25 protein-coding genes and 1 tRNA gene are annotated in these 25,323 nt (G+C 71.4%); 10 read left to right on the top strand and 16 right to left on the bottom strand.

The features are described 5' to 3' along the window. Window positions 1-359, top strand: a 359-nt coding sequence (locus LG391_RS08875; protein WP_225767614.1) for a hypothetical protein, incomplete at its 5' end; no start/stop codon positions are given. Window positions 360-591: 232 nt separating this feature from the next. Here LG391_RS08875 and LG391_RS08870 read toward each other — a convergent pair. Continuing rightward, window positions 592-666 (bottom strand) — tRNA-Met (locus tag LG391_RS08870). Between the two features lie 122 nt (window positions 667-788). Here LG391_RS08870 and LG391_RS08865 point away from each other — a divergent pair. Then, complete coding sequence (locus tag LG391_RS08865) at window positions 789-2,252, top strand: pitrilysin family protein (RefSeq protein ID WP_225767613.1); 1,464 nt, start codon at window positions 789-791, stop codon at window positions 2,250-2,252. A gap of 19 nt (window positions 2,253-2,271) precedes the next feature. Next, on the top strand, window positions 2,272-3,585 hold the full coding sequence (locus LG391_RS08860; protein WP_225767612.1) for a pitrilysin family protein: 1,314 nt from the start codon (window positions 2,272-2,274) through the stop codon (window positions 3,583-3,585). Here the strand turns inward: LG391_RS08860 and LG391_RS08855 are convergent. The 3 genes from LG391_RS08855 to mnmA form a co-directional block, all read right to left on the bottom strand. Further along, entirely contained in the window at window positions 3,582-4,496 is a 915-nt protein-coding gene (locus LG391_RS08855; RefSeq protein WP_225767611.1) for a DMT family transporter, read from the bottom strand. The genes LG391_RS08860 and LG391_RS08855 overlap by 4 nt on opposite strands. Window positions 4,497-4,595: 99 nt before the next feature. Next, the gene (locus tag LG391_RS08850) at window positions 4,596-4,898 is read right to left on the bottom strand and encodes an SCP2 sterol-binding domain-containing protein (RefSeq protein ID WP_225767610.1); all 303 of its coding nucleotides are present in this window, start codon (window positions 4,896-4,898) and stop codon (window positions 4,596-4,598) included. 30 nt (window positions 4,899-4,928) lie between these two features. Next, complete coding sequence (mnmA, locus tag LG391_RS08845; RefSeq protein WP_225767609.1) at window positions 4,929-6,056, bottom strand: tRNA 2-thiouridine(34) synthase MnmA; 1,128 nt, start codon at window positions 6,054-6,056, stop codon at window positions 4,929-4,931. 130 nt (window positions 6,057-6,186) lie between these two features. Here mnmA and LG391_RS08840 point away from each other — a divergent pair, with 130 nt between their 5' ends. The 4 genes from LG391_RS08840 (at window position 6,187) to LG391_RS08825 (ending at window position 10,020) form a co-directional block, all read left to right on the top strand. Continuing rightward, window positions 6,187-6,993 (top strand): HpcH/HpaI aldolase/citrate lyase family protein, encoded by an 807-nt coding sequence (locus LG391_RS08840; RefSeq protein WP_225767608.1) that lies wholly within the window; start codon window positions 6,187-6,189, stop codon window positions 6,991-6,993. Window positions 6,994-7,063: 70 nt separating this feature from the next. Then, complete coding sequence (locus tag LG391_RS08835; RefSeq protein WP_225767607.1) at window positions 7,064-8,035, top strand: tripartite tricarboxylate transporter substrate binding protein; 972 nt, start codon at window positions 7,064-7,066, stop codon at window positions 8,033-8,035. Window positions 8,036-8,042: 7 nt separating this feature from the next. Continuing rightward, window positions 8,043-8,510 carry a tripartite tricarboxylate transporter TctB family protein gene (locus LG391_RS08830; protein ID WP_225767606.1) on the top strand — a complete coding sequence of 156 codons (468 nt, stop codon included), beginning with the start codon at window positions 8,043-8,045 and terminating at the stop codon, window positions 8,508-8,510. Between the two features lie 4 nt (window positions 8,511-8,514). Next, window positions 8,515-10,020 carry a tripartite tricarboxylate transporter permease gene (locus LG391_RS08825; RefSeq protein ID WP_225767605.1) on the top strand — a complete coding sequence of 502 codons (1,506 nt, stop codon included), beginning with the start codon at window positions 8,515-8,517 and terminating at the stop codon, window positions 10,018-10,020. Here LG391_RS08825 and LG391_RS08820 read toward each other — a convergent pair. The 5 genes from LG391_RS08820 to LG391_RS08800 all read right to left on the bottom strand — a co-directional run bounded on the left by LG391_RS08820 (window position 9,989) and on the right by LG391_RS08800 (window position 15,191). Next, on the bottom strand, window positions 9,989-10,816 hold the full coding sequence (locus LG391_RS08820; RefSeq protein ID WP_225767604.1) for a carbohydrate ABC transporter permease: 828 nt from the start codon (window positions 10,814-10,816) through the stop codon (window positions 9,989-9,991). The genes LG391_RS08825 and LG391_RS08820 overlap by 32 nt on opposite strands. After that, entirely contained in the window at window positions 10,813-11,781 is a 969-nt protein-coding gene (locus LG391_RS08815) for a carbohydrate ABC transporter permease (RefSeq protein WP_225767603.1), read from the bottom strand. The genes LG391_RS08820 and LG391_RS08815 overlap by 4 nt, the downstream gene beginning before the upstream one ends. A gap of 67 nt (window positions 11,782-11,848) precedes the next feature. Further along, the gene (locus LG391_RS08810; protein ID WP_225767602.1) at window positions 11,849-13,063 is read right to left on the bottom strand and encodes a sugar ABC transporter substrate-binding protein; all 1,215 of its coding nucleotides are present in this window, start codon (window positions 13,061-13,063) and stop codon (window positions 11,849-11,851) included. Window positions 13,064-13,089: 26 nt separating this feature from the next. Continuing rightward, the gene (locus tag LG391_RS08805) at window positions 13,090-14,013 is read right to left on the bottom strand and encodes a sugar phosphate isomerase/epimerase (RefSeq protein WP_225767601.1); all 924 of its coding nucleotides are present in this window, start codon (window positions 14,011-14,013) and stop codon (window positions 13,090-13,092) included. Beyond that, window positions 14,010-15,191 (bottom strand): Gfo/Idh/MocA family protein, encoded by a 1,182-nt coding sequence (locus tag LG391_RS08800; RefSeq protein ID WP_225767654.1) that lies wholly within the window; start codon window positions 15,189-15,191, stop codon window positions 14,010-14,012. Before LG391_RS08800 ends, LG391_RS08805 begins: the two co-directional genes overlap by 4 nt. Before the next feature lie 3 nt (window positions 15,192-15,194). On the opposite strand from LG391_RS08800, the gene LG391_RS08795 reads away from it, so the two are divergent. After that, window positions 15,195-16,232 (top strand): LacI family DNA-binding transcriptional regulator, encoded by a 1,038-nt coding sequence (locus LG391_RS08795; RefSeq protein WP_225767600.1) that lies wholly within the window; start codon window positions 15,195-15,197, stop codon window positions 16,230-16,232. A gap of 51 nt (window positions 16,233-16,283) precedes the next feature. Continuing rightward, on the top strand, window positions 16,284-16,604 hold the full coding sequence (locus tag LG391_RS08790) for a hypothetical protein (RefSeq protein ID WP_225767599.1): 321 nt from the start codon (window positions 16,284-16,286) through the stop codon (window positions 16,602-16,604). A gap of 54 nt (window positions 16,605-16,658) precedes the next feature. Here LG391_RS08790 and LG391_RS08785 read toward each other — a convergent pair whose 3' ends face one another. The 6 genes from LG391_RS08785 to LG391_RS08760 form a co-directional block, all read right to left on the bottom strand. Then, the gene (locus LG391_RS08785) at window positions 16,659-17,906 is read right to left on the bottom strand and encodes a DUF2325 domain-containing protein (RefSeq protein WP_225767598.1); all 1,248 of its coding nucleotides are present in this window, start codon (window positions 17,904-17,906) and stop codon (window positions 16,659-16,661) included. A gap of 158 nt (window positions 17,907-18,064) precedes the next feature. Next, on the bottom strand, window positions 18,065-18,253 hold the full coding sequence (locus tag LG391_RS08780; protein WP_225767597.1) for a hypothetical protein: 189 nt from the start codon (window positions 18,251-18,253) through the stop codon (window positions 18,065-18,067). 15 nt (window positions 18,254-18,268) lie between these two features. Then, on the bottom strand, window positions 18,269-19,303 hold the full coding sequence (locus tag LG391_RS08775) for an alpha/beta fold hydrolase (protein ID WP_225767596.1): 1,035 nt from the start codon (window positions 19,301-19,303) through the stop codon (window positions 18,269-18,271). Between the two features lie 38 nt (window positions 19,304-19,341). Further along, entirely contained in the window at window positions 19,342-19,758 is a 417-nt protein-coding gene (locus LG391_RS08770) for an organic hydroperoxide resistance protein (RefSeq protein ID WP_225767595.1), read from the bottom strand. Next, the gene (locus tag LG391_RS08765; RefSeq protein ID WP_225767594.1) at window positions 19,755-20,315 is read right to left on the bottom strand and encodes a helix-turn-helix domain-containing protein; all 561 of its coding nucleotides are present in this window, start codon (window positions 20,313-20,315) and stop codon (window positions 19,755-19,757) included. Before LG391_RS08765 ends, LG391_RS08770 begins: the two co-directional genes overlap by 4 nt. Before the next feature lie 101 nt (window positions 20,316-20,416). Then, window positions 20,417-21,700, bottom strand: coding sequence for an epoxide hydrolase family protein (locus LG391_RS08760; RefSeq protein WP_225767593.1), 1,284 nt, complete (start codon window positions 21,698-21,700; stop codon window positions 20,417-20,419). A 196-nt stretch (window positions 21,701-21,896) separates the two neighbouring features. On the opposite strand from LG391_RS08760, the gene LG391_RS08755 reads away from it, so the two are divergent. After that, window positions 21,897-24,746 carry a winged helix-turn-helix domain-containing protein gene (locus LG391_RS08755; RefSeq protein ID WP_225767592.1) on the top strand — a complete coding sequence of 950 codons (2,850 nt, stop codon included), beginning with the start codon at window positions 21,897-21,899 and terminating at the stop codon, window positions 24,744-24,746. A gap of 62 nt (window positions 24,747-24,808) precedes the next feature. On the opposite strand, the gene LG391_RS08750 is transcribed toward LG391_RS08755, so the two are convergent. Further along, complete coding sequence (locus LG391_RS08750) at window positions 24,809-25,234, bottom strand: organic hydroperoxide resistance protein (protein WP_225767591.1); 426 nt, start codon at window positions 25,232-25,234, stop codon at window positions 24,809-24,811. Window positions 25,235-25,323: the final 89 nt, after the last annotated feature.

Here is a 25,323-nt window from a genome sequence, read left to right as displayed (position 1 = left end):
CCTGCGGCCTCGGCCTGTCCGACGAATGGCGCCGCCGGGCGGCCGACTGGTCGGACCCGCCCTATCCGCCGCCGCCGACCGGCAGCCCGGGCGAGATCCGGGCGCGGCGCCGGGCCCGGCTGCACGATCTGATGAGGCGGACGCTCGGGGCCATCGATCCCGCCAAGGCGCCCGGCCTCGAGGCCGGGATGGACGCCCGGCTGCAGGAGCCCGATGCCGAAGAGCTGATCGACGCCGAGCCGCCGGCCCGGGCCGCCGCCCGCCTCTGCCGCTCCCTCGGCGTCGACTTCGCCGGCGACGACGAGGAGCCCCCCGAACCCCACGAACCGGGCAAGCCCTGCGGACCCGATACCGGGTGACCGGCTCGGTGCCGATCGGACAGGCCGAAGCCACGCCCTCACCACATCCGCCGCGACTCGCGCCGAGAGGCGAGCCCTGAACCCATGCCGGTGCGGATGCGGGTGGACATCCCGGAAGACGGGTGAAAGGGAACAGGCGCGAACGAAAAAGGCGGAGAACCGGGACCGGTCTCTCCGCCTTGCAAGCCCTTGTCCCGTCGCGGAAATCCGCAGGAACGTTCGGGAAATTCGATGGTAGCTGGGGAGGGATTTGAACCCCCGACCAAGGGATTATGATTCCCCTGCTCTACCACTGAGCTACCCAGCCATCGGGGCCGAGCGTATACGCGCCCGCCGCCGCCCCTGTCAAGCCGCCCGGGACAGTGTCGCACCACGGCGCCACGGCTTGCGGCGGCGGCGGCGCTTCCGTTACCTAAAGGCATGACCGCGATGCCCCTCTCCGTCCGCCGGCTGGCCGCCGCCTTCGTGCTGAGCGCCGCCGTCGCCGCGCCGTCCCTCGCCCAGGAGGCCGCGCCGCCCCCTGCCGTGCCGCCCCCTGCTTCGCCGACGGGCGCTCCGCCGCTGGCGGCGCCGGCGCCGCTGCCGGACGACCTCAGGATCGCGCCGCAGGCCCAGAGCTTCACCCTCGGCAACGGGCTGCAGTTCATCGTCATCCCGGCCGGCACCGCCCCGGTGGTGACGCAGATGGTGTGGTACCGCGTCGGCGCTGCCGACGAGGCGCCGGGCCAGTCCGGCATCGCCCATTTCCTGGAGCATCTGATGTTCCACGGCACCACCTCCAAGCCGCAGGGCTATTCGCAGGAGCTGGCGGCCATCGGTGGTGTCGAGAACGCCTTCACCACCGCCGACTACACCGCCTACTACCAGTCCGTCGCCAAGCAGAACCTGCCTCTGGTGATGCGCTACGAGGCGGACCGGATGCAGAACCTCGTGCTCGAGGAGAAGCGGGTCAACGCCGAGCGCGACGTGGTGCTGGAGGAGCGGCGGATGCGGATCGAGAACGAGCCGTCGTCGCGTCTCGGCGAGGCGATGAACGCCGTGCTCTACCTCAACCACCCCTACCGCGCCCCGGTGATCGGCTGGCCGTCGGAGATCGAGGCGCTGAACCGCGAGACCGCGCTGGCCTTCTACGACCGCTTCTACACGCCGAACAACGCCACCGTGGTGATTGCGGGCGACGTCGACCCCGCCGCGGTCAAGGCGCAGGCGGAGGAGATCTACGGGCCGGTCAAGCGCCGGGCCGAGCCACCGCCGCGCGTCCGGCCGCAGGAGCCGCAGCCGCCGGCGCCGCGCCGGCTGGAGCTGACCGACGCCCGCGCCGGCCAGCCCTATCTGCGTCGCAACTACCTGGCCCCGTCGGTGGTCACGGCGGCGCCGGGCGAGGCCGCGGCGCTGCAGGTGCTGGCGGCGGTGCTGTCGGGCGAGACCGGCCGCCTCTACCGCGCCCTGGTGAGCGGGCAGGGCGAGACCCAAAGCCTGGCGGCCATGGCGGGCGCCGGCTACGACCCGGATGCGCTCGACTACAGTCCCTTCGCCGTCTACGCCGTGCCGCGCGGCGACGTGGCCTTGCCGGATCTCGAGGCGGCGATGGACGTCGTGCTCGCCAGCGTGCGCGACGAGGCGGTGCCGGAGGAGGAGCTGGCCCGGGCCAAGCGCCGCCTGCTGGCCGGCGCGATCTACGGCCAGGACGATCCGGGGGCGCTGGCCCGGGTCTTCGGCGAAGCGGCGGCGCTGGGCCGCAGCGTCGCCGACGTGCAGGGCTGGCCGGGCCGCATCGCCGCGGTCACCGCCGCCGATGTGCAGAAGGCCGCCCAGACCTACCTGCAGCCGCCGCGCTCCGTCACCGGGCTCCTGACCCGGCCGGCGGACGCGACCCAGGCCAAGCAGCCCTGACCGCGCGAGGACGACACCGATGAAGCCGCTGCTTTCCCCGCTGCGCGCCGCCCTGACCGGCCTGCTGCTCGCCGCCGCCACGCTGCCGGCCGCCGCGACCACGATCGACCGCGTGGTCAGCCCCGGCGGCATCGAGGCCTGGCTGGTCGAGGACCACACGGTGCCGGCCGTGACGGTCTCCTTCTCCTTCGACGGTGGCGCCGCCCAGGATCCGGACGGCAAGGCCGGCCTGGCCTCGCTGCTGGGCGAGATGCTGACCGAGGGGGCGGGGCCCTACGACGCCCCGGGCTTCAAGACCGCCCTGGCCGACCGTTCGATCCAGCTCGGCTTCTCCACCTCGCAGGACTACAGCGGCGGCCGGCTGAAGACGCTGACCACCGAGCGCGACGCCGCCTTCGAGCTGCTGCGCCTGGCCCTGGCCGAGCCGCGGCTGGCGCAGGGCGACCTCGACCGGATCAAGGCCGGCCGGATGGCCGAGCTGAACTTCCAGGAGAACGACCCCGGCACCATCGCCGACGACCGCTGGTCCGCCGCCGCCTTCCCCGGCCATCCCTATGGCCGGCCGTCGGTCGGCACCAAGGACAGCGTCGCCGCGATCGGCACCGCCGACCTGCAGGACCTGCGCCGCCGCCTGTTCACCCGCGACGGGCTGCGCCTGGCCGTGGTCGGCGACATCGACGCCGCCACGCTGGGGCCGGCGCTCGACCGCGTCTTCGGCGGCCTGCCGGCCAACGGCGACCGCATGCCGGTGCCGGAGATCGAGGTCGCCGCCAAGGGGACCGAGACGGTGCCGATGGGCGTGTCGCAGGCGTCGATCCAGCTCGGCTTTCCCTCGCCGCGGCGCGACGATCCCGACTATTTCCCGGCGATCGTGATGAACCACATCCTCGGCGGCTCGACCTTCACCTCGCGGCTCTACCGCGCGGTGCGCGAGCAGCGCGGCCTGGCCTATTCGGTCGACAGCAACACCATCCAGCTCAAGCACTCCGGGCTGCTGCTGATCACCGCCGGCACCCGGGCGGACAAGGCGGGGGAGAGCCTGTCGGTGATCCGGGACGAGATCGCGCGGCTGGCGAAGGACGGCCCGACCGAGCAGGAGGTGGCCGAGGCGAAGAGCTACCTGATCGGCAGCTACCCGCTGGGCTTCGCCTCGCATGACAGCCTCGCCTCCTATGTATTGTCACTGCAACTCGCGGGTCGCGGCCGCGACTTCATCGACAGGTATCCCGGCCTGATCGATGCGGTGACGCCGGCCCAGGTGAAGGCGGTGGCGGCCCGGGTGCTGCAGGTCAAGGATCCGACCGCGGTGGTGGCGGGGACGCCGGCGAGCTAAGCGGGCTTGGGCCTCGCCCGCGGCCGCCCCGGCAGGGTCATGGCGGCGACCCCGATCACCACCAGCACCAGACCGGACAGCGCCGTCGGGGCCAGGGTCTCTCCCAGGAAGACGACGCCGATCGCCACCCCGACCGGCACCCGCAGATAGGCCTGCGCCATGGTCGCGACCGAGCCGAGCGAGGCGATCAGGCGGAAGTAGAGGACGAAGGCCAGGGCGGTCGAGACCACGGCCAGGCCGGCCAGCGCGCCGAGCGAGGCGGCGGAGGGCGACAGCGCCCAGGGCCGGTCCAGCACCAGGCTCAGCGGGATCAGCATGGCGGCGCCGGACAGCATCGACCCGGCGGCCGGCACCATCGGGTCCAGCCCCCTGAAGTGGCGGCCGAAGATGGCGGCGATGCCGTAGCACACCGTGGCCGCCACGATCGCCAGCTGCGGCAGAAGCTGCCGCCCGGCGCCGGACAGGGCGTCGAGGCCGATCACCAGGGTGATGCCGGCGACTCCGGCGGCGATGCCGAACAGCTTGCGGCCGGTCACCGCCTCGTGCCGGGTGACCGCCCAGGTGAGCAGGAAGGTGAAGATCGGCGAGGTCGAGTTCAGGATCGCCGCCAGGCCGGCATCGATCTCGGTCTCGGCCCAGGCGATCAGGACGAAGGGGATGGTGCTGTTGACCAGCGCCTGGACCGCGAGCAGCCGCCAGGTCCGGGCATCGGTCGGCATGCGGACGCCGCGCAGCCGCAGCACCAGCAGCAGGAGGACGCCGGCGATCAGGGTTCGCGCCGCGATCAGCGTCACCGGCGGGATGGTGGCGACGCCGAGCTTGATGAAGCTGTAGGACGCGCCCCAGACCGTGGCCAGCAGCGCCAGCAGCAGATAGTCGACGACGGGCGGCGCGGCGCGGTCGGCGGGCATGGGGGCCTCCTCGGTTGCCGGCCCACCATGCCCCGCGCGCGGGCGCGTGTCGCGCGCCGACGCTGCGGTGTCCGTCGAAGTGTCGGAGGGGGGCGGTCCTCAGTCGTCCAGCAGTGCGGCCAGCTTCATGCCGACGGTCAGCGAGCCGTTGGCTTTGATCTTGCCGGTCATGTAGGCCATGGTCGGGCTCAGCGAGCCCTCGACCATCCGCCGCAGCGTCTCCGCCTTCATGCTCAAGGTCACGTCGGCCGGGGCGTCGCCGATCGACACCGCGGGCGCGGGGCCGGTGCCGTCGAGCACGATGAAGCCGTCGGCGCCGAGGTCGAACTTGACGCGGGCGTCGAGCGCGGGGCCGCTGGCAGCGCGGCCGCGCACGGCTTCGGCGAGGGCGTCGAGCGACATGGGCAAGGGTCCTTTCTGTCCGGGCTTCGATCAGGCGGCGGCGCGCTCGGCCCGGGCGATGAAGCCGCCGCCGAGCACGCGGTCGCCGTCATAAAGCACGGCGGCCTGGCCCGGCGCCACCCCGTGCTGCGGCGCATGCAGCTCCAGCACCGCCTCTCCCGGGCCGGTCAGCCGCACCGTCGCCGGCACCGGCGCCTGGGCGGATCGCAGCTTGGCCTCGACCACCCGGCCCTCGGGGCCGGGGGCCGCGTCCAGCCAGTTCAGCTCGGTCAGGGCGACGCTGTGCCGCGCCAGGGCCGACCAGGGGCCGACGATGACGCGCTTCGCCTCGGGATCGAGCCGGACGACGTAGAGCGGCTCGTCATTGGACTGGCGACCGCCGATGCCCAGGCCCTTCCGCTGGCCGATGGTGTAGTGGACGATGCCCTGGTGCCGGCCCAGCACGGTGCCGTCGAGATGCACGATCTCGCCAGGCCCGACCGCGCCGGGGCGCAGCCGCGCCACCACCTCGCCATAGCGGCCCTCGGGCACGAAGCAGATGTCCTGGCTGTCCGGCTTGTCGGCGACGACCAGGCCCAGGCGCACCGCCTCGGCCCGGGTCTCGGCCTTGCTGTTGCCGCCGAGGGGGAAGCGAAGAAATTCCAGCTGCTCGGGCGTGGTCGCGAACAGGAAGTAGCTCTGGTCCTTGGCCGGATCGATCGCGCGGTGCAGCTCAGGCCCCCGCGGCCCCTCGACCCGGCGGACATAGTGGCCGGTGGCCAGGCAGTCGGCGCCCAGGTCCCGCGCGGTCTCCATCAGGTCGCGGAACTTGACCTTCTGGTTGCAGCGGATGCAGGGGATCGGCGTCTCGCCGCGCAGGTAGCTGTCGGCGAAATCGTCCATCACCGCCTGGCCGAAGCGGCTCTCATAGTCCAGCACGTAATGCGGGAAGCCGATGCGGTCGGCCACGGTGCGGGCGTCGTAGATGTCGGCCCCGGCGCAGCAGGCGCCCTTCTTCTGGATGGCGATGCCGTGGTCGTAGAGCTGCAGCGTGATGCCGACCACGTCGTAGCCCTGCTCGGCAAGCTGGGCCGCGACGACGGAGCTGTCCACGCCGCCGGACATGGCGACCACGACCCGCGTCGCGGCCGGGGGCTTGTCGAAACCGAGTGAGTTCATGGCGGGCAGAATATAGGGAGGGATCGGCGCCGGGAAAACCGACGGATGATCCGGGCGGCCATGCTGGCCTGTTGTCGGACATAACAAGGGGTGCGTACACTCCCCCCAACCATAGGAGGATCGTCCCGGAATGTTTCGCCCCAACCGGCTGAAGGAACGGCTGCGCCGCGGCGACCAGCTGTTCGGCGCCTGGGTCGGCAGCGGCTCGCCCACGGTGGCGGAGATCATGGCCCATGCCGGCTTCGACTTCGTCATCCTGGACACCGAGCACGGGCCCGGCGGCATCGACGACACCATCGACCTGCTGCGCGCGGTGCAGGCGTCGGACACGCCGGCGGTGGTGCGGGTGCCGGCGCATGACCCGGTCTGGCTGAAGCGCGTGCTGGACGCCGGCGCCGACAGCCTGATGGTGCCGATGATCGAGAGCGCGGCCGAGGCCGAGGCGCTGGTGCGCGCCTGCCGCTACCCGCCGGCCGGCCGCCGCGGCTACGCCGCCGGCGCGGTGCGCGCCTCGACCTACGGCTTCGAGCCGGACTACATGCGCAAGGCCAACGACAACCTGCTGCTGCTGGCCCAGATCGAATCCAAGGACGCGGTGCCGGAGGCCGCGGCGATCGCCCGGGTCGACGGCATCGACATGGTGTTCATCGGGGTCAACGACCTCGGCGGCTCGATCGGCCTGCTGGAGCAGCTGCACGACCCGCGGGTGCAGGACCTGGTGAAGCAGATCGAGGACGCGGTGCGGCCGACCGGCACGCCGCTCGGCACCGTGCCCAGCAGCGCTTCGACCTGGGCCGAGCTGTTCGACCGCGGCTACCGGATGGTGACGGGCGGCGGCGATGTGCCCTATCTGCGCCAGGCGGCCTCGGATTCGGTGGCCGCGTACAGGGCCTACCGCGAAGGCGCGGGGAAGGGAGCCAAGGGCGGCGGCTACTGACCGTCGCCATGCTGAACCCGGCACCAAGACCGGGGCGGACCAGACAGCCATCAAACAGAAGGGGGAAACCATGCTCAAGACCGTGATCGCCGGCCTCGCCGGCGTCGTGCTGGCCGCCGTCGCGGCGCCCGCCGCCCAGGCCGAATGGCCGGAGCGGCCGATCACCTACATCGTGCCCTGGGCGGCCGGCGGCGGCACCGACGCCGTCTCCCGCATCCTCGCCTCGTTCCTGGAGAAGGAGCTGGGACAGCCGGTCAATGTCGTGAACCGCACCGGCGGCAGCGGCGTGGTCGGCCACACCGCGATCGCGACCGCCGCGGCCGACGGCTATACCATCGGCACGCTGACGGTCGAGATCAACATGATGCACTGGCAGGGCCTGACCGACCTGACCTGGGAGAGCTACACGCCGCTGGCGCTGATCAACGCCGACCCGGCGGCGATCGAGGTGGCGGCCGACTCTCCGCATGGCGACCTCAAGGCGCTGCTGGAGGCGGCCAAGGCCAATCCCGGCAAGCTCAAGGCTTCCGGCACCGGGCAGGGCGGCATCTGGCACCTGGCTCTGGCCGGCATGCTGCGCGACGCCGGACTCGATCCTGCGGCGGTGACCTGGGTGCCCAGCCAGGGGGCGGCGCCGGGGCTGCAGGACCTCGTCGCCGGCGGCGTCGACCTGACCCCGGTGTCGCTGCCGGAGGCGCGCTCGCTGATCGACGCCGGCAAGGTCAGGGCGCTGGCGATCATGGATGCGGAGCCGAGCTCGCTCTATCCGGACGTGCCGACGCTGAAGAGCGTGACCGGCAGCGGCTGGACCATGGGCGCCTGGCGCGGCGTCGGCGGGCCCAAGGGCATGCCGGAGGACGTGACGAAGAAGCTGACCGAGATCATCGGCAAGATCGTCCAGAGCGCCGAGTACCAGGAGATGGTGAAGTCCCGCGGCTTCGGCACCAAGGTGGCGCTGGGCGGCGAGTTCGCGGCCTATATGAAGACCTCGAACGACGCCCTCGGCGAGGTGATGAAGGCCACCGGCCTCGCCAAGCAGTAGCCGTCCCGTGCGCTTCAACGACGCGATCTTCGGTGCCGTCCTGCTGCTGGCCGGCATCGCCATCGCCTGGGCCGCGGCCGGGCATCCGCCCATGCCGGGCCAGGCCTTCGGGGCGGGGTCGTTCCCGCTCGTCATCGGCGTGGCGCTGGCGGTCACCGCGCTGCCGCTGATCCTGTCCGGGCTGCGCCAGCGCAGCCCGGCGCTCAGCCTCAGCGACTGGGCGCGCTCGCCGCGCTGCTGGCGCGACCTGGCCCTGACCCTTGCGGCGCCGGCCGTCTACATCCTGGCGGCCGACCAGATCGGCTTCGTGCCGACCGCCTTCGTTCTCCTGCTGGCGCTGGCAGCGACGCTCGGCGCCCGGCTCGTGACCGCGGCGGCATTCGCCGCGGTGATGGCCGTCGGCCTCTATCTCGGCTTCGCCCAGGGGCTGCGGGTGCCGCTGCCCCGGGGCTGGCTCGGCCTGCTCCTGGGGTGATGCGATGACAGACCTGTTGCAGGCTTTCGAGCTCGTGCTCGATCCCTATGTCCTGGCGGTGATCGCCGGGTCGGCCGTCTACGGCATGCTGGTAGGGGCCATCCCGGGACTGACCGCGACCATGGCGACGGCGCTGCTGATCCCGGTCACCTTCTTCATGCCGCCTATCCCGGCGGTGGCGGCGATCGTCACCGCCACGGCGATGGCGATCTTCTCCGGCGACATCCCGGGCTGCCTGCTGCGCATGCCCGGCACCCCGGCCTCGGCCGCCTATACCGACGAAGCCTACGCCATGACCCGCAGCGGGCGGGCGGAGACGGCGCTCGGCGCCGGGCTGTTCTTCTCCGCGCTCGGCGGGCTGTTCGGCACGGCGGTGCTGATCGTGGCGGCGCCGGCCCTGGCCGATTTCGCGCTGAACTTCAGCTCCTTCGAGTATTTCTGGCTGGTGCTGCTGGGCCTGTCCTGCGCCGTCTTCATCTCCGGCGCCCAGGTGACGAAGGGCATCGCGGCGCTGCTGCTCGGCCTCTTCATCTCCTGCATCGGGCTGCAGAACCCGGCCGGCGTGCCGCGCTTCACCTTCGGCAGCGTCGACCTGATGGGCGGTATCAACGCCATCAATGTCATGGTCGGCCTGTTCGCCGTGTCCGAGGTGATGCGCGCCGTCCTGGCCGTGCGCCAGCCGGTCGAGGTGGCGCGCCGGCCCACGGGCAACGTCCTGGCCGGCCAGGTGAAGCTGCTGATGACATATCCGCTCGGCTTCCTGCGCGGCAGCGTGCTCGGCACCATCGTCGGCATCCTGCCGGGCGCGGGGGCCGACATCGCCGCCTGGATGTCCTATGCCGTGTCCAAGCGCTTCTCGAAGACGCCGGAGAAGTTCGGCACCGGCCATGTCGAGGGCATCATCGAAAGCGGCTCGGCCAACAACTCGGCCCTGGCCGGCGCATGGGTGCCGGCGCTGGTCTTCGGCATTCCCGGGGATTCGATCACCGCGATCGCCATCGGCGTCCTCTACCTGAAGGGGCTGAATCCGGGGCCGACCCTGTTCATCGAGCAGGCGCCGCAGATGTACGCCATCTTCCTGATCTTCATCCTGGCGAACATCGTGATGATCCCGCTCGGCCTCGCCACCATCCGGGCGGCACGGCAGATCCTGCTGCTGCCGCGCAGCCTGCTGAGCCCGACGATCCTGATGTTCTGCATCGTCGGCGCCTTCGCGATCGAGAACTCGCTGCTCGGCGTGCTGGTGATCCTGGTGTTCGGCGTGATCGGCTTCGTGATGGAGGAGAACGGATTCCCGGTGGCGCCGCTGATCCTGGGCCTGATCCTCGGGCCGATGCTCGAGGACCACTTCTTCACCTCGATGATCAAGGCCGACGGCAACCTGCTGGCCTTCTTCGAGCGGCCGATCGCCGGCACGCTCGGGGCGCTGGCGGTGGCGATCTGGGCGCTGGTCCTGCTGGCCGGACTCCGTCGCGCCGTTACTTCAGCGCCCCGGCCGTCAGCCCACTGACGATCCGGCGCTGCAGCAGGGCGAAGACGACCAGGATCGGGGTCACGTAGATCGCGGCATAGGTCATGGTCCCGCCCCAGTCGTTGGTGTTCGGGCCCATGAAGGAGGACAGGCCGACCGTCGCGGTCTGCAGGTTTTCCGCCGCGATCAGCGAGCGCGAATACACGTATTCGCCGAAGGACTGCAGGAAGATCAGCACCGACACCACCAGGATGCCGTTGCGGGCGAGGGGGATCATGATCCGCAGGAAGGCGCCGATGCGCGAGGCGCCGTCCACCCGCGCCGCATCCTCCAGCTCGCGCGGCACCTGCAGGAAGGTCGACCGGCACAGCACGATGTAGAGCGGCAGCACCTTGGCGGTCTGGGCCAGCACCACGGCCGCGCGGGGCGTCTCCAGCAGTCCCACCTGGCTGAAGGCGACGAAGATCGGCGTCACCATCAGCGACGGCGGCAGAACCTGCAGCATCAGCACCAGGAACAGCGCCACCGCGGTCCAGGCATTGCGGTGGCGCGACAGGGCATAGGCGGCGCCGGTGCCGATCAGCGTCGCCAGCGCCGTGGTGCCCATCGCGATCAGCAGCGAGTTCCAGAGGTACCGGTCCATCGCGTGCTCGGCGAAGATCCGGCCGAACTGCCATTGCGGGTCGGTCGGCCAGAAGCTCGGCGGGAAGGCGAAGATCTCGCCGCCGGACTTGAACGCCGTCACATACATCCAGTACAGCGGGAACAGGTAGATCGCGGCGAAGACCAGGGCCAGGCCGAGCAGGACGAAGGGTTTGATCGATCCCGTCCTCATGCCGCGTGCTCCCGTTCGGTCGAGCGGACATAGAGCGCCGCGACCAGGATCACCAGCGCGATCATCAGCACGGCGACGACGCTGCCGGCCGAGATCTCGTAGGTCTCGAACGACATCTGCCAGGACCAGTACTGCGCGACGTTCGACGCATTGGCCGGGCCGCCCTTGGTCAGGGCCGCGATCAGGTCGAACTGCTGCAGCGTGAAGATGATGCCGAGCGCGATGACGGCGCCCAGCGTCGACCGCATCATCGGCAGGGTGATGTAGAAGAAGCGCCGGCCCGCCCGGGCGCCGTCGATCTGCGCCGCCTCGTACAGGTCGCGCGGGATCGCCGCGAGGCCGACCGACAGCAGGATCATGTTGAACGGGATGCCCAGCCAGATGTTGGCGATGATCACGGCGAACAGGGCGACGTCCGGGTCCGACAACCAGAAGATCTTGCCGCCGGTCAGCCCCAGGCTGGTCAGGGCGTAGTTCAGCACGCCGAAATCGCCGGCGAAGATCCATTTCCAGATCGCGCCGACCACCAGCGCCGGCATGATCCAGCCGGCCAGGAACACGCCGCGGATATAGGTCGCGCCCGGGAATGATTGCTGGAAGAACAGCGCCAGGCCGAAGCCGATGCTCAGCTGGAAGGTGATCGACAGCACGACGAACAGGACGGTGTTCTTCAGGATCTGCAGCGCCTCCGGCCGCGTGAACACGTCGCGGTAGTTGTCCAGCCCGACGAAAGGCCGGTCGAAGGAGGCCAGCGAGAACATGTCGACCTGCTGCAGCGACATCACCAGCGTGTAGACCAGCGGGAAGGCGGCGAAGACCAGCAGGTAGCCGACCGCGCACAGCACCAGCGCGACGTCGAAGCCGCTGCCGTCCCGCAGGGTGCGAAACAGCGGGAGGCGGGCAAGGACCGGACGGGAATTCACCGAACGATCGGTCATCGATTGGCGGATCTGGGCACTCGTCATCGACACCCCCTGCCCCCTCCCGCGAGGGGAGGGGGAGCTTGAATGATCAGATCGTGTCCGGTCGTCCTCACTTCTTCAGCACGCGGTCGATCGTCGACTGGGCGGTGGCGAGCGCGGCTTTGGCGTCGGTCTGGTGGGTCAGCGTCGACTGGATGGCGGTCTGGATCGCCTTCGAGATCTTCGGCCAGTCCGGGGTCGGGCCGCGCGGCCGGGCGTACTGCATCTGCTCGGTGAACACGGCATAGGCCTGCGGCCATTGCGGCGAGTCGGCCTTGGCGTTCTGGACCGGCGGCAGCAGGCCGAACTCGTTCCAGATCCGGTGGTTCTGCGAGTAGATGTACTCCAGCAGCATGAACGCCTCCTTCGGGTGCTTGGAGGTCTTGAAGATCACGTTGTTGAAGTCGCCGAGGGCGGAGGCGCGCGGGCTGCCCTCCTTCTCCACCGGGAACAGCGCGACGCGATAGTCGAACTTGGCCTCCTTGGCCATGAACGGCAGCTCCCAGGGGCCGGAGATGACCATGGCGGCGCTGCCGGCGTTGAAGGTGCCGGACGAATCGTGCTGGCTGCGGATCAGCGTGTCGGGCGAGGCCAGCTTCTCGTCCAGCAGCTTCTGCCAGAATTCCAGCGCCCGCACCGCACCGTCCGACCCGACGCTGTCGTAATCGGCGCCGGCACTCTGGATGAAGGGCAGGAACTGGAAGGTGCCCTCCTCGGTGCCGATGGCGGAGAAGGCGAGGCCGTAGACGTTCTTGCTCGGGTCGGTCAGCTTCTTTGCCGTCTGGTACAGCTCGTCCCAGGTCTGCGGCGGCTTGTCAGGGTCGAGGCCCGCCGCCTTGAACATGTCGGCGTTGTAATAGAGGGCGAGGGTGTTGGAGGCGCGTGGGATGGCGTAGAGCTTGCCGTCCCAGGTCGAGGAGTTGCGCGGGCCGGGATAGAAGGCGTCGGCCTTGATCACCTGCGACTGCTCGACATAGGGCGTCAGGTCCAGCAGCACGCCGCGCGCCGCGAACATCGCGGTCTCGGGGTTGTCGATGCCGATCACGTCCGGCGCCGAACCGGCGGCGTAGGCGCGCATCGAGTCGTTCACCACATCGGCGAAGTTGACGTGCTTGATGTTGACCTTGATGTCGGGGTGCTTGGCCGCGAACTCCCTGGCCAGCACATAGGTGAACTCGCCCTCGTCGTCATGGGTCCAGACCTCCAGCGTCACCGGCTCGGCCTGGGCCAGGGTGGAGGCGAGAAGGGCGGCGGTTCCCAACAAGAGTCGCAGGGTCCTGGACATGAGCTTCCTCCACTGTGTTGGTTGTTCTATTGCGGGTTGGCGACGAACTCCCCGCCGCGGCAGCGCTGCAGGTAGCGCAAGCCCTGCACCTGGCCGGTCATCTCGAGGTCGTCGCGGTAGACCGGGTCGTGCCAGCCCTCGATGTCGATCGCGCCCCTGAAGCCGCCCAGCCGCAGCTCGGTGATCACCCGGGTCCAGTCGGTGTCGCCGAAGCCGGGGGTGCGGTGGAAGGCGAAGGGGACCTTGCCGTGGACGCCGTGCTCCTTCACCACGTCCCAGCGCACGGTCGCGTCCTTGCCGTGGACGTGGAAGATCTTCGGCGCCCAGCGCCGGATCTGCGGCACCGGGTCGATCAGGTAGTAGAGCTGGTGGCACGGCTCCCATTCCAGGCCGAGATTGTCGTCCGGCAGGGCGTCGAACATCAGCTCCCAGGCCGCCGGGTTGTGGGCGATGTTCCAGTCGCCGGTCTTCCAGCTGCCCTCCATCGGGCAGTTCTCGAAGGCCAGGCGCACGCCCTTGTCGGCGGCGCGCTTCGCCAGCCGGCCGAACACCTCCTTGAATCGCGGCAGGCTCTCCTCCAGCGGCCGGCCGCGCACCCGGCCGGTGAAGCCGGCGACGATGTCGGTGCCGAAGAGATGGGCGTTGTCGATCAGCGCCTCCCAGCCAGCCAAGGTCTCGCGGTCCTGCGCCTGGTCCTCCAGCGGGTTGCCGAAGATGCCCAGCGCGCCGACGGTGACGCCGCTGTCGCCGATCGCCTCGCGGATCTCGGCGGCCAGGCGCGGAATGTCCTTGCCGCCCAGCGTCTGCCAGAAGAACGGCTCGATGCTCTCGAAGCCGTGGGCGATGATCTGGCGGACATAGCCGGCCGGGTCGTCGCCATTGGCTCGCACCATGGTGCCGATGCGGATGTCCTGGTGGTTGGCCCGGACGGGCTTGGTGCTGCTGGTCATGGTTCCTCGATCGTCTGGATGGCCACGCGGCGGCCCTGGCGCGCGCTCTCGATCGCGCCGAAGACCATGGCGAGGCTGTGGAAGTTCTGGTGGCCGACCGTCTCCGGCTCGGTGCCCGTGCGGATCGCGTCGACGAAATCGCGGATGACGCCGAGATGGCCGCCGGTGCGGTCGGCCGAAACCAAGGGCGGCACCTCGACCGTGGCGGGCTCGAAGAACAGCCCGTCGCGCCGGTCGGTCGCCACCTCGGCGCGGAAGCCCTCGGCCCCGTCCCAGCTCAGGCTGCCCTTGGTGCCGGCCAGGCGCCACTGGCTCTCCCAACTCGTGCGCAGACCTTCGGCGCACCAGCTGCCGCGATAGGTCAGGACGGCGCCGCCCTCCAGCTCGAAGATGGCATGGGCGCTGGCGCCGTGGGCGTACCAGGACCCGGCCGGGTTGCTCTCGTGGCAGTAGACGGCCAGGGGGCGGCGGCCGGCGACCAGCCGGGCGGCGTCCAGCGTGTGGATCGCCATGTCCAGCAGCAGCACATGCCGCATCTCCTCGCGGAAGCCGCCGAAATGCGGGCCGACGAAGAAGTCGCAATGCACGCCGGTGATGTCGCCGATCAGGCCGCCGGATGCCGCCCGCTGCAGCCGGCGGATGCCAGGATGGTAGCGCCGGTTCTGCACCACCGCGTGCACCCGCCCGGCCGCCTTCGCCGCCGCCACCAGCTCGCGCGCAGCGTCCAGGCTGTCGGCCATCGGCTTCTCGCTCAGCACGTGGCAGCCGCGGGCCAGGCCGGCCAGCACCACGTCGCGGCGCGCGTCCGGCACCACCACGTCGAACAGGATGTCGGGCTGCAGCCGGTCCAGCAGGGCCGGGACGTCGGTGCCGATCTCGGCGCCAGCCAGCTCGAACTCGGCGGCGCGGCCCCGTGCCCGCTCCGAGTCCAGGTCGGCCAGGCCGACGACCTCCAGCCCCTCGATCTGGCGGGCGGCTTCGAGCCAGGCCCGGCTCATGGCGCCGCATCCGGCAAGCACAGCTCGCACTTGGGTTTCGCTCCTCGACTGCCGGCAGATTGTTCGATTGTGTCGCCGTAAACGTTTACGATATTGATGTCGGCGATATCGGGCTGTCAATCCGGTTCTGGCATTGGCGATGCGTTCGGTTGCACTCTGTCGCCGCGGAAGGGAGGGCATCGCTTGGGAATCCGCGAGCTCGCGAAGCATCTGGACATCTCGATCGGGACCGTCTCCCGCGCCTTCAACGGCCGAGGCGACGTCAATCCGGAGACACGGCGGCGCGTGCTGGAGGCGGCGGCGGAACTCGGCTATTCGCCGAACCAGTCGGGCCGCAGCCTGCGCCAGGGGTCGACGCGGGCGATCGCCTTCATGCTGCAGGCCTATAGCGGGCCGGAGCCCTATGGCGAGCCGTTCTTCATCGGCCTGTTCGACGGGGTGCAGGAGGTGCTGGCCCGGCACGGGCTCGACCTGATCGTGCTGCTGAACACGCCGGACGGCGACCACGAGGCGCAGCTGCGCCGGGTGGTGGAGCGGCGCCTGGCCGACGGCATCCTGCTGCCCTGGACCCGGCGGATCGACCCGCGGCTCGACTTCCTGGTCCAGCGCCGATTCCCTTTCGCGGCGCTGGGCCGCAGCCTGTCCGGCGGCGGCCATCCCTGGCTCGATCTCGATTTCAGCCAGGCGGCGGAGACCGCGGTCGGCCGGCTGGCCGGCTTCGGCCACCGCCGCATCGCCCTCGGCAATGCCGGGCACGACCTGATGCAGGGTCACGTGCTGCTGGACGGCTACCGCCAGGCCCTGGCCAGGCACGGCATCGGCTTCGACGAGGCGCTGGTGCAGGCGGAGGAAATGACCGAGGCCGGCGGCTACCGGCTGGTCGACGCGCTGCTGCAGCGCGGGCCGCCGCCCACCGCGCTGTTCGTGGTCAACGAGCGCATGGTGGTCGGCGCCTATCGCCGGCTGAACGAGGCCGGCCTCAGGCCCGGCCGGGAGGTCGCGGTGATCGGCGGCATGATCGACAGCCCGTTCAGCCGCTTCCTGTCGCCGGCCCTGACCTGCTTCCGCCTGTCGCTGCACGATCTCGGCGTGAGGCTGGCCGAGGCGCTGCTGGCGACCATGCCGGACCACGCCGGGGAGTATGACGGCCGCCTGGTCCAGGATCTCTGGCCGCTGGAGCTGGTGCCGCGCGAGAGCGACCGGGTGATGCTGGGCGGGTAGGAGGGCGATGTCCCTCTGCAGGAGAATCGATTCCTGCGCTAGGCTGACGTCATGGGAATCGAGTTCGTCAGGCCCTGGGCGCCGGTATCGGAGGGCAAGGTGGCGGTCGCCCTGCAGCGGCGGCTCGAGTTCGAGGTCACACCCCCTCATCCGCTATGGGGCAGACAGGCTCGAGTCATCGGCCGAAGCGATGCGAATGACGATGTTGTCGTCGCGATGCCTGACGGCGGGTTCGCCATCGTTCATCTGGTCTGGGGCGCGTCGCCGGGCGATGTCCGCTGGCCTGCGACCTCCTTCTTCTCGTCTGCCGAGGAGATTTCGCGCGCCATGGCTGAATGGTCGCGCGAGGCCGGCTATCTCGACGAGAAATAGCAAGCTCCTCGGGCCGCTTCCGGCCCTCCCGCCCCGCTGCGGGATGTCGCTGGGCTACTCCGCCGCGACCGCGTCCATCGCTCCCACCGCGGCGGCGAAGCTGGCCAGGCTGGCGGTGCGCAGCGGCACGAAGGGTTTCCGGGCTTCGCGGCACAGGCGCTTCACCTGGCCGGCCGCGTGGTGGCTGACGCAGTCGACCGGGAAGAAGGCGATATCGGCCTGGCTGACCAGGCCCGGCAGCAGCGTCGGGCTGTCCTCGACGCCGCCGTCATGGCTCAGCAGCACGCCGCCGAGCCGCGCGGCCAGGGCCCGCAGCTGCTCGACCTGCTTCGGCCGGCCACCGACATAGAGCAGGGTCTGCCCCTGAAGCGCAGGCGCCGGTCTCTGCGCCTCGCCGGGTTCCGCCCGCTCGGCCAGCGTCGCTTCCAGCGCGGCGAGCTCGCCCTGCAGCACTGCGACCCGCCCCTCCGCCTGCTCCGCCCGCCCGGTGAGCCGGGCGACGGCCTCGCCCTGCGCCGCCAGCCGTTCGGCCAGCAAAGCGGACCGCGCCTGCTCGTCGGTCAGGCGCCGGCGCAGCGCCTCGTCGTCCGCCTGGGCGGCGGGAGCCGGCGCCATGGCCTGGCGCCGCGCCGCCTGCTCCAACTCCGTCCCCCGCCGGGCCAGGGCCTCGCGCGCGGCGCCCAGTTGATGCAGCCGCTCCTCCAGCCGGGCGATCCGATCGTCGCGGGCGCCGAGCTCCTGCTCCAGATGCCGCAGCCGGGCGATGTCGGCGCGGTTCGACATGCCGACGAGATGCGACAGCATGTGCACCTCGCCATACACCTCCTGCGCCAGCGGCCCGTCGGTGGCCGGGTGGCTCAGCACCGCCCAATAGGCGCCGGGGATGTCGCCGCGCTCCAGCGCCTCCTGCCACAGCACCCGCACCTCCGCCGCCGTGCGGGCCTTGGCGAAGCGCCTGATCGCGGCCTCGTGCCGCTTGTCGAGCAGCTTGTTCAGCAGCTTGCCGGCGACCTCCTTCTGCCCGGCCGCCCGCACGGCCCGGCCGTGCAGTGCGTGGTCCGAGGCGGTCCGCGCATCGGGGTCGTTCAGCTTGACGAAGAGCTGCCGCAGGTCGCCGGTCGACAGGCAGGTGCCGACCACCGAGCAGTGCAGGTTCGGCGACAGCTCCCAGATCCGGTCGCGGCCCTTGGCCGGGAGGGCGAGATCCTCACTTGCGATCGGTGGACGCGGGATAGCCACAGGGGGCGGCATCGGCATCGAGGCCGTCCGGAACAGAGGCGCGGAAACCGGCAGGGTCGGCATGCCGGGACTCCTATCGATGTATTCGGTAGGATATCACGATGGGCCGCTGCCGAAAGGTCGTCAACGTTATATTCAATGAGATACATCGACTTTTGGCTGGGACGGCACTCAGGCCGTGGCGCCGGCGGTGGGACCGGCACGCTGTAGTCGTCAGGCGGTCATCGGCCGGGCCGTTTCGCCGACGGGGCTTCGCCGGGCGGTGTCGGCTCCGGCCGGGTGCCCAGCCGGGCCACCGGCGCCGGGGCGTAGCGGACCTGCTCGCCCAGGGCGCCGCAGGCGGCGGCGAAGCTGCCCGCGGCGCCGAGCATGGCGCCGGCGGCGAAGCGGCGGAGGAACGACAGGCTCATGGCGGCCTCCCGGGGTCAGAGCCTGGCGACGTCGAGCACGGCCTGGGCGAAGGCCTCGGGGGCCTCCTGCGGCAGGTTGTGGCCGATGCCGCCGGTGACGGTGCGGTGCTCATACCTGCCCGAGAACTTGCCGCGATAGGCGGCCGGCTCCGGGTGCGGCGCGCCGTTGGCGTCGCCTTCCATGGTGATGGTCGGCACCGTGATCACGGGGCCCTGGGCCAGCTTCTGCTCCAGCTCGTCGTAACGCTTCTCGCCCTCGGCCAGGCCGATCCGCCAGCGGTAGTTGTGGATCACGATGTCGACATGGTCCGGGTTGTCGAAAGCCGCGGCGCTGCGGTCGAAGGTGGCGTCGTCGAACCGCCACTGCGGCGAGGCGAGCTGCCAGATCAGCTTGTTGAAGTCGTGCCGGTTCTGGCTGTAGCCCTCGCGGCCGCGCTCGGTGGCGAAGTAGAACTGATACCACCACTGGAATTCGGCCTTCGGCGGCAGCGGCTTCCTGCCGGCGGCGACGCTGCTGATCAGGTAGCCGCTGACCGAGACCAGCGCCCGGCAGCGCCCCGGCCACAGCGCCGCGACGATGCACGCGGTGCGGGCGCCCCAGTCGAAGCCGCCGATGACCGCCTTCTCGATCTTCAGCGCGTCCATCAGGGCGATGATGTCCACGGCCAGGGCTGCCGGCTCGCCGTTGCGGACCGTCGCCTCCGACCGGATCCGGGTGGTGCCGTAGCCGCGCAGATACGGGATGATCACCCGGTAGCCGGCCTTCGCCAGGACCGGCGCGACGTCGACGAAGCTGTAGATGTCGTAGGGCCAGCCGTGCAGCAGCAGCACCACGGGCCCGTCGGCCGGGCCGGCCTCGGCATAGCCGACGGTCAGGTCGCCGGCGTCGATCTGCTTGATCGGGCCGAAGCTGGCGCCGGACCTGGCCGGGGCGGCCGCGGCCATGGTCTGCGCGGCAGCCGGGCCGATCGCGACGAAGGGGGCGGCGGCCAGGGCCGTCAGCGCGGTGCCGAACAGGCGGCGGCGCGGGAGATCGATGTCTTCGGGCATGGGGACTTCTTCCTTCGGGACCGGCGGAGAGCTGCGGCTCAGGCCACGGTGAGGGTCACGTCGATGTTGCCGCGGGTGGCCTTGGAATAGGGGCAGATCTGATGCGCGGCCTCGACCACCTTTTGGGCGACCTCGCGGTCCAGGCCGGGCAGGCTGACGGTCAGCCGGGCCTGCAGGAAGAAGGCCCCGTCGGTGGTGCCCAGATCGACCTCGGCATCGACGGCCCGGTCGGCCGGCAGGGTGACCTTCATCTCGCTCGCCGCCCGGCCCATCGCGCCGATGAAGCAGGCCGACCAGCCGGCGGCGAACAGCTGCTCCGGGTTGGTGCCGGTGCCCGGGCCGCCCGGGGGCGACAGCTTGATGTCCAGCCGGCCGTCCGAGCTGCGGGCCATGCCGTCGCGGCCGCCGGTGGTGTGGGTCCTGCCGGTGTACAGCACCTTTTCGATGCGGGTCATGATGGGCTCCTTGGTGATGGAAGTGGGGGCGTGACGGCCCCCGTCTGGTTGCGCCGGCGCCAGGCGCTCGGCGTTTCGCCGAGCCAGCGGCGGAACAGCTTCGACAGATGCGACTGGCTGGCCAGGCCGCAGGCCAGGGCGATCTGGCTCAGCGGGTCGCGGGTGGTCAGCATCAGCCGCTGGGCCTGTTCCAGCCGCAGCCGGATGATGTAGCCGTGCGGGGTGGTGCCGAAGCTGTCCTTGAAGGCGCGGGCGAAGTGGCTGATGCTCAGCGCCGCCTGTTCCGCCAGCTCCTCGATCCGCAGCGGCCGGTGCAGGGACCGCCGCAGGTAGCGGTCGACCCGGCGCTTCTGCCACGGGGCCAGCCCGCCGCGGGTGCCTTCCGCCACGCCCGAGAGCGTCAGCAGCGTCACCAGCCGCACCGCGGCGGCGCGAGCGGCGGCCGGGTCCCGCACCAGCCCGCGGCGGACGTCCTCGATCAGCGCCGCGGCGGCCCCCGCCGGATCGCAGGACGCGTCGGCAGGCAAGGCCGCGAGGCTTGTCTCGTCCTTCTCCATCCTTGCGTCCTCCAGGCCGTCGTCGATGCCCGATATCTAGGCGGCGGCCGGGGAGGACGCCCGTTAGGGCTTGTGAGCCGGCGTTAGCGGCTGTCGCGCCGTCAGCGCAGCGAGCGGAAGGCGGCGCGGACCTCGGTGGCGAACAGCTCGGGCTCTTCCCAGGCGGCGAAATGGCCGCCCCTGTCGACCTCGTTGAAGTGGATGAGCGTGTGGTAGGCGCGTTCGACCCAGCTGCGCGGCGCGCGATAGATCTCGCCCGGGAAGATCGTCACGCCCGCGGGCAGGGAGATGTCGACCGCGTTGAAGTTGTTGGAGTGGTCCTCCCAGTAGATCTGCGCCGCGGAGGTGGCGCTGTCGGTGAGCCAGTACAGCGAGATGTCGTCCAGGATCTCGTCCCGGGTCAGGGATTTCTCCGGATCGCCGCCGCTGTAGGTCCATTGCGCGATCTTGTCGTACATCCAGGCGGCTTGGCCGACCGGCGAATCCGCCAGGGCATAGCCCACCGTCTGCGGCCGGGTCACCATCATGGCCGAGTAGCCGGTGTTGTTCCGGTAGAAGTCGTTCAGCTGGTCATAGGCCGCCTTCTCCGGGGCCGGCAGCCCGGCCGGGGCGGGCAGGCCCTGCGCCAGCAGCGGTTGCAGCTCGGCCGGCACGGTGGCGGGCATGTTGACATGGATGCCGATCAGCCCGGGCACCTTCTCCATCGCCATCCGGTGCGAGATCACCGATCCGCAGTCGCCGCCCTGCGACACGAACCGCTTGTAGCCCAGCCGCGCCATCAGCTGACCCCAGGCGCGGGCGATGTGGTCGGAGCCCCAGCCGGTCTTCGTCGGCTTGCCGGAGAAGCCGAAGCCCGGCAGCGACGGCACGACCAGGTGGAACGCGTCCTGCGCGCTGCCGCCATGCGCCGTGGGGTCGGTCAGCGGGCCGATCGCCTTCACCAGCTCCAGGATCGACCCCGGCCAGCCATGCGTCATGATCAGCGGCAGGGCGTCGTCGTGCTTCGAGCGGACATGGATGAACTGGATGTCGAGCCCGTCGATCTCGGTCACGAACATCGGCAGGGCGTTCAGCTTCGCCTCGACCTTGCGCCAGTCGTAGCCGGTGGCCCAGTAGCGCACCAGCGCCTGCAGCCGCTCCAGCTGCACGCCCTGGGACGCGTCGGCGACGGTCTCCCTGCCGGGCCAGCGCGTCGCCGCGAGGCGCCGGCGCAGATCGACGAGCGCGTCCTCCGGAATCTCGACGCGGAACGGGCGGACCGCATCGCCCTGGGCGGCCGCGGCCAGCCGCGCGGGCAGGAAGCTCAGCGCGCCGGCGGCGGCCATTGCGGCCGCGGAGGTCGCCAGGAAGCCGCGCCGGGTGGCGGGCGGCATTGCGTCGGGCATGATCGTTCCTCTGCTGCGGGACGGACGGCCCCGATGGGCCGGTCCGTGGGCGACCCTAGCGTCGTGGCCGCGCCCGTGCTTTCACGCGAGCGCCGGGTTTGCCGCCGATTGCTGGATTCTGCAGCCGCCGGCCGTGGTGCCCCGCCGGCCCTTCCCCTAGGATGCCGCCGATTCGAAGCGTGGCGGAGATTGGCGAATGATGGCGGGGCCGGCGCAGGACGTCTTCTCCTTCGGTCCCTTCCGCCTGGCCGCGGGCGAGCGGCTGCTGACCCGGGGCGGCGTGCCGGTCGAACTCGGCGCGCGGGCGCTGGACATCCTGATCGCCCTGGTCTCCCGCCCGAACGAGCCGGTCGGCAAGCGCGAGCTGATGGCCGAGGTGTGGCCCGACGTGATCGTCGAGGAGGGCAGCCTGCGCTTCCACATCGTCGGGCTGCGCAAGGCCCTCGGCGACGGCCAGGACGGCGCGCGCTACATCGCCACCCTGCCGGGCCGCGGATACTGCTTCGTCGCGCCGGTGCTGCGGTCGGCACCGCCGGCCCAGGCACCGGACGGAGCGGCCGCGGCCCCCATCACAGGCGCCACCTTCCTGCCGGCGCGGCTGGCGCGGATGGTGGGGCGGGAGGAGAGCGTGCGGGCGCTGTCGGCCCAGCTCGTCGCCGCTCGCTTCGTCACCATCACCGGTCCCGGCGGGGTCGGCAAGACCACGGTGGCGGCCGCGGTGGCGCATGAGCTGCTGGACTCCTTCGCCGGGGCCGCCCTGTTCGTCGATCTCGGGCTGCTGACCGACCCGCGGCTGGTGCCGGTCGCGGTGGCCTCGATGCTGGGCCTGCCGATCCGGTCGGAGGATCCGGTCCCCGGTCTGATCGCCCATCTGCGCGACCGGCGCTTCCTGCTGGTGCTCGACAGCTGCGAGCATGTGATCGACGGCGCGGCCGGACTCGCCGCCGATCTCTTCCGGGCCGCGCCCGGGGTCCACATCCTGGCCACCAGCCGGGAGGCGCTGCGGATCGAGGGCGAGCAGGTCCACCCCCTGGCGCCGCTGGCCAGCCCGCCGGACGACCCCGGCCTCACCGCGGCGGCGGCGAGAGAATTCCCCGCCGCCCGGCTGTTCCTGGAACGTGCCGCCGCGGCCGGCGCCCCGCTCGAGCTCGGCGACGCGGATGCCGCGCTGGTGGCCGAGATCTGCCGCAAGCTCGACGGCGTGGCGCTGGCGATCGAGCTGGCGGCCGGGCGGGTCCAGGCCTACGGCCTGCGGCAGACCGCGGCGCTGCTGGACCAGCGCCTGCCCCTGTCCTGGCCCGGACAGCGCAACGCGCCGCCGCGGCAGCGCACCCTGCAGGCGACGCTGGACTGGAGCTACGGCCTGCTGTCGGAGGCGGAGCGCCTGGTGCTGCGCCGGCTGGCCGTGTTCGTCGGGCCGTTCACGATCGAGGCGGCGCTGGGCGTGGCGACCGGCGGGGCCGGGGACGACGCCATGCTGTTCGCCGCCATCGACAGCCTGGTCGCCAAATCCATGGTCGCGACCCGCCCGGTCGGCGCGATGATGCGCTATCGCCTGCTGGACACCACCCGCGCCTATGCCCTGCAGATCGCCGATGCCGCCGAGCGCGCCGATCTGGCCGCGCGTCATGCCGGCTATTACCGGCGCTGGCTGGGCCAGCTCCGGACCGAATGGCCGACCCTGTCGAACGTGGCGGAGCGGGGGCCGCACCTGTCCGCGATGAACAATGTGCGCGCGGCCCTGGAGTGGTGCTTCGGCCCGGGCGGCGATGCCGGTCTCGGCATCGCCCTGGCGGCCGCCGCGGCGCCGGTCTTCCTGGCGATGTCGCTGCTGACCGAATGCCGGCGCTGGTCGGAGCGGGCGATCCTCGCCCTCGACGCCACCACCCGCGGCGGCGGCGAGGAGATGCATCTGCAGGCAGCGCTGGGGATGGCGCTGATGGTCATGCAGGGCGGCAGCGGCGCGGCGCACGCGGCGCTGCAGCGGGCCTTGGCGATCGCCGAGACCCGCGGGGACGCTGCCGGCCAGTTGATGGTGCTGGGGCCGCTGCACATGTTCCATCTGCGCAGCGGGGCGTTCGGCACGGCGCTGGAGCTGGCGAGGCGGGGGCCCGCCCTGGCCGGCGCGGTCGAGGATCCGGCCGCCGCGGCGCTGGCGCAGTTCCTGCTCGGCATCTCGCTGCACCTGGCCGGCGATCTCGGCGGGGCCCGGACGGCGCTCGAGGCGGCGCTGCAGCACCCGCCGGGCCCGCCCTCGGCCGGCATGATCTCGCTCGGCTTCGAGGGGCAGAACCTGGCCGGCGTGATCCTGGCGAGGACCCTGTGGCTGCTGGGCTACCCGGCGCAGGCGGCGGAGCATGCCCGCCGGGCCGTCCGGGACGCGGAGCGGGTGGACCATCCGGTGACGCTGTCCGTCGCCACGCTCTGGGCGATCACCGTGCATCTCTGGACCGGCGACCTGCGCAGCGCGGAGCAGCATGTGGCCTGGTTCGCGGCCCGGGCGGGGTCCCATTCGCTGGGGCCCTTCGTCGCCGTCGGGCAGGCCCTGGCCGGGGCGCTGGCCCTTCGCCGCGGCGATGCCGAGGCCGGGGTCGAGGCCCTGCGCGACGCCCTCGCCTCCCTGCGCGGGGCGCGCTACGAGGTGCTGACCACGGCGCTCGAGATCGCGCTGGCCGAGGGGCTCGCGGCGACCGGCCGGGCGGCCGAGGGCCTGGCGCTGGCCAACGTGACGATCCGGCGGGGCGAGGCCGGAGGCGACCTCGTCTATGGGCCCGAGCTGCTGCGGGTGAAGGGCCGGCTGCTGGCGGCGGTCCCGGGAGCGGGCGGCGCCGAGGCCTGCTTCCGCCAGTCGCTGGACTGGAGCCGCCGCCAGGCCGCGCTGGGGTGGGAGCTGCGGGCCGCCCTCGACCTTGCCTCGCTGCTGGCCGGCCAGGGCCGGTCCGATGAGGCGGGGGCGCTGCTGCGGCCGGTGTTGGACCGCTTCACCGAGGGGGCGGAGACGGCGGATCTGCAGGTCGCCGCCCATCTGCTGGCGGCATTCGGGTAGAGGCATCGGCGGCGGCCGGGACGGAGCCCGGCCGCCGCCGATGCACATCAGGCCCCTGGACGTCAGGCGATGTGCAGCCGGACGTCGACATTGTTGCGGGTGGCGTTGGAGTACGGGCAGACGTGGTGCGCCTTCTCCACCAGCGCCTGCGCCTGGGCTTTGTCCAGGCCGGGCAGCGAAATGGTCAGGTCGACATCGATGCCGAAGCCGCCCGGGATCTCGCCGATGCCGACCTCGGCCTTGACCGAGGCGTCGGGCGAGATCTGCACCTTCTCCTTGCCGGCGACGAACCGGATCGCGCCCAGGAAGCAGGCGGAATAGCCGGAGGCGAACAACTGCTCCGGATTGGTGGCGCCGCCCTTGCCGCCCATCTCCTTCGGCACGGCCAGCGGCAGGTCGATGATGCCGTCGGACGACTTCGCGCGCCCATCGCGGCCGCCGGTCGAGGTGGCGGTGGCCTTGTAGATGATCTTCTCAGGCTTGGTCATGGCAGGCTCCTGGGTTGGGCCGCACCGGCGATGCGGCCAGGGATGACGGTACAGACATGGGGCGGCGGCCTGAAGCCGCCACCCGGACC

Origin of the sequence: Inquilinus sp. Marseille-Q2685 (assembly GCF_916619195.1) — a bacterium.
Taxonomy (GTDB): domain Bacteria; phylum Pseudomonadota; class Alphaproteobacteria; order DSM-16000; family Inquilinaceae; genus Inquilinus.
The sequence above is the reverse complement of the archived record's forward strand: the minus strand, read 5'-3'. Positions and strand labels throughout refer to the sequence as shown.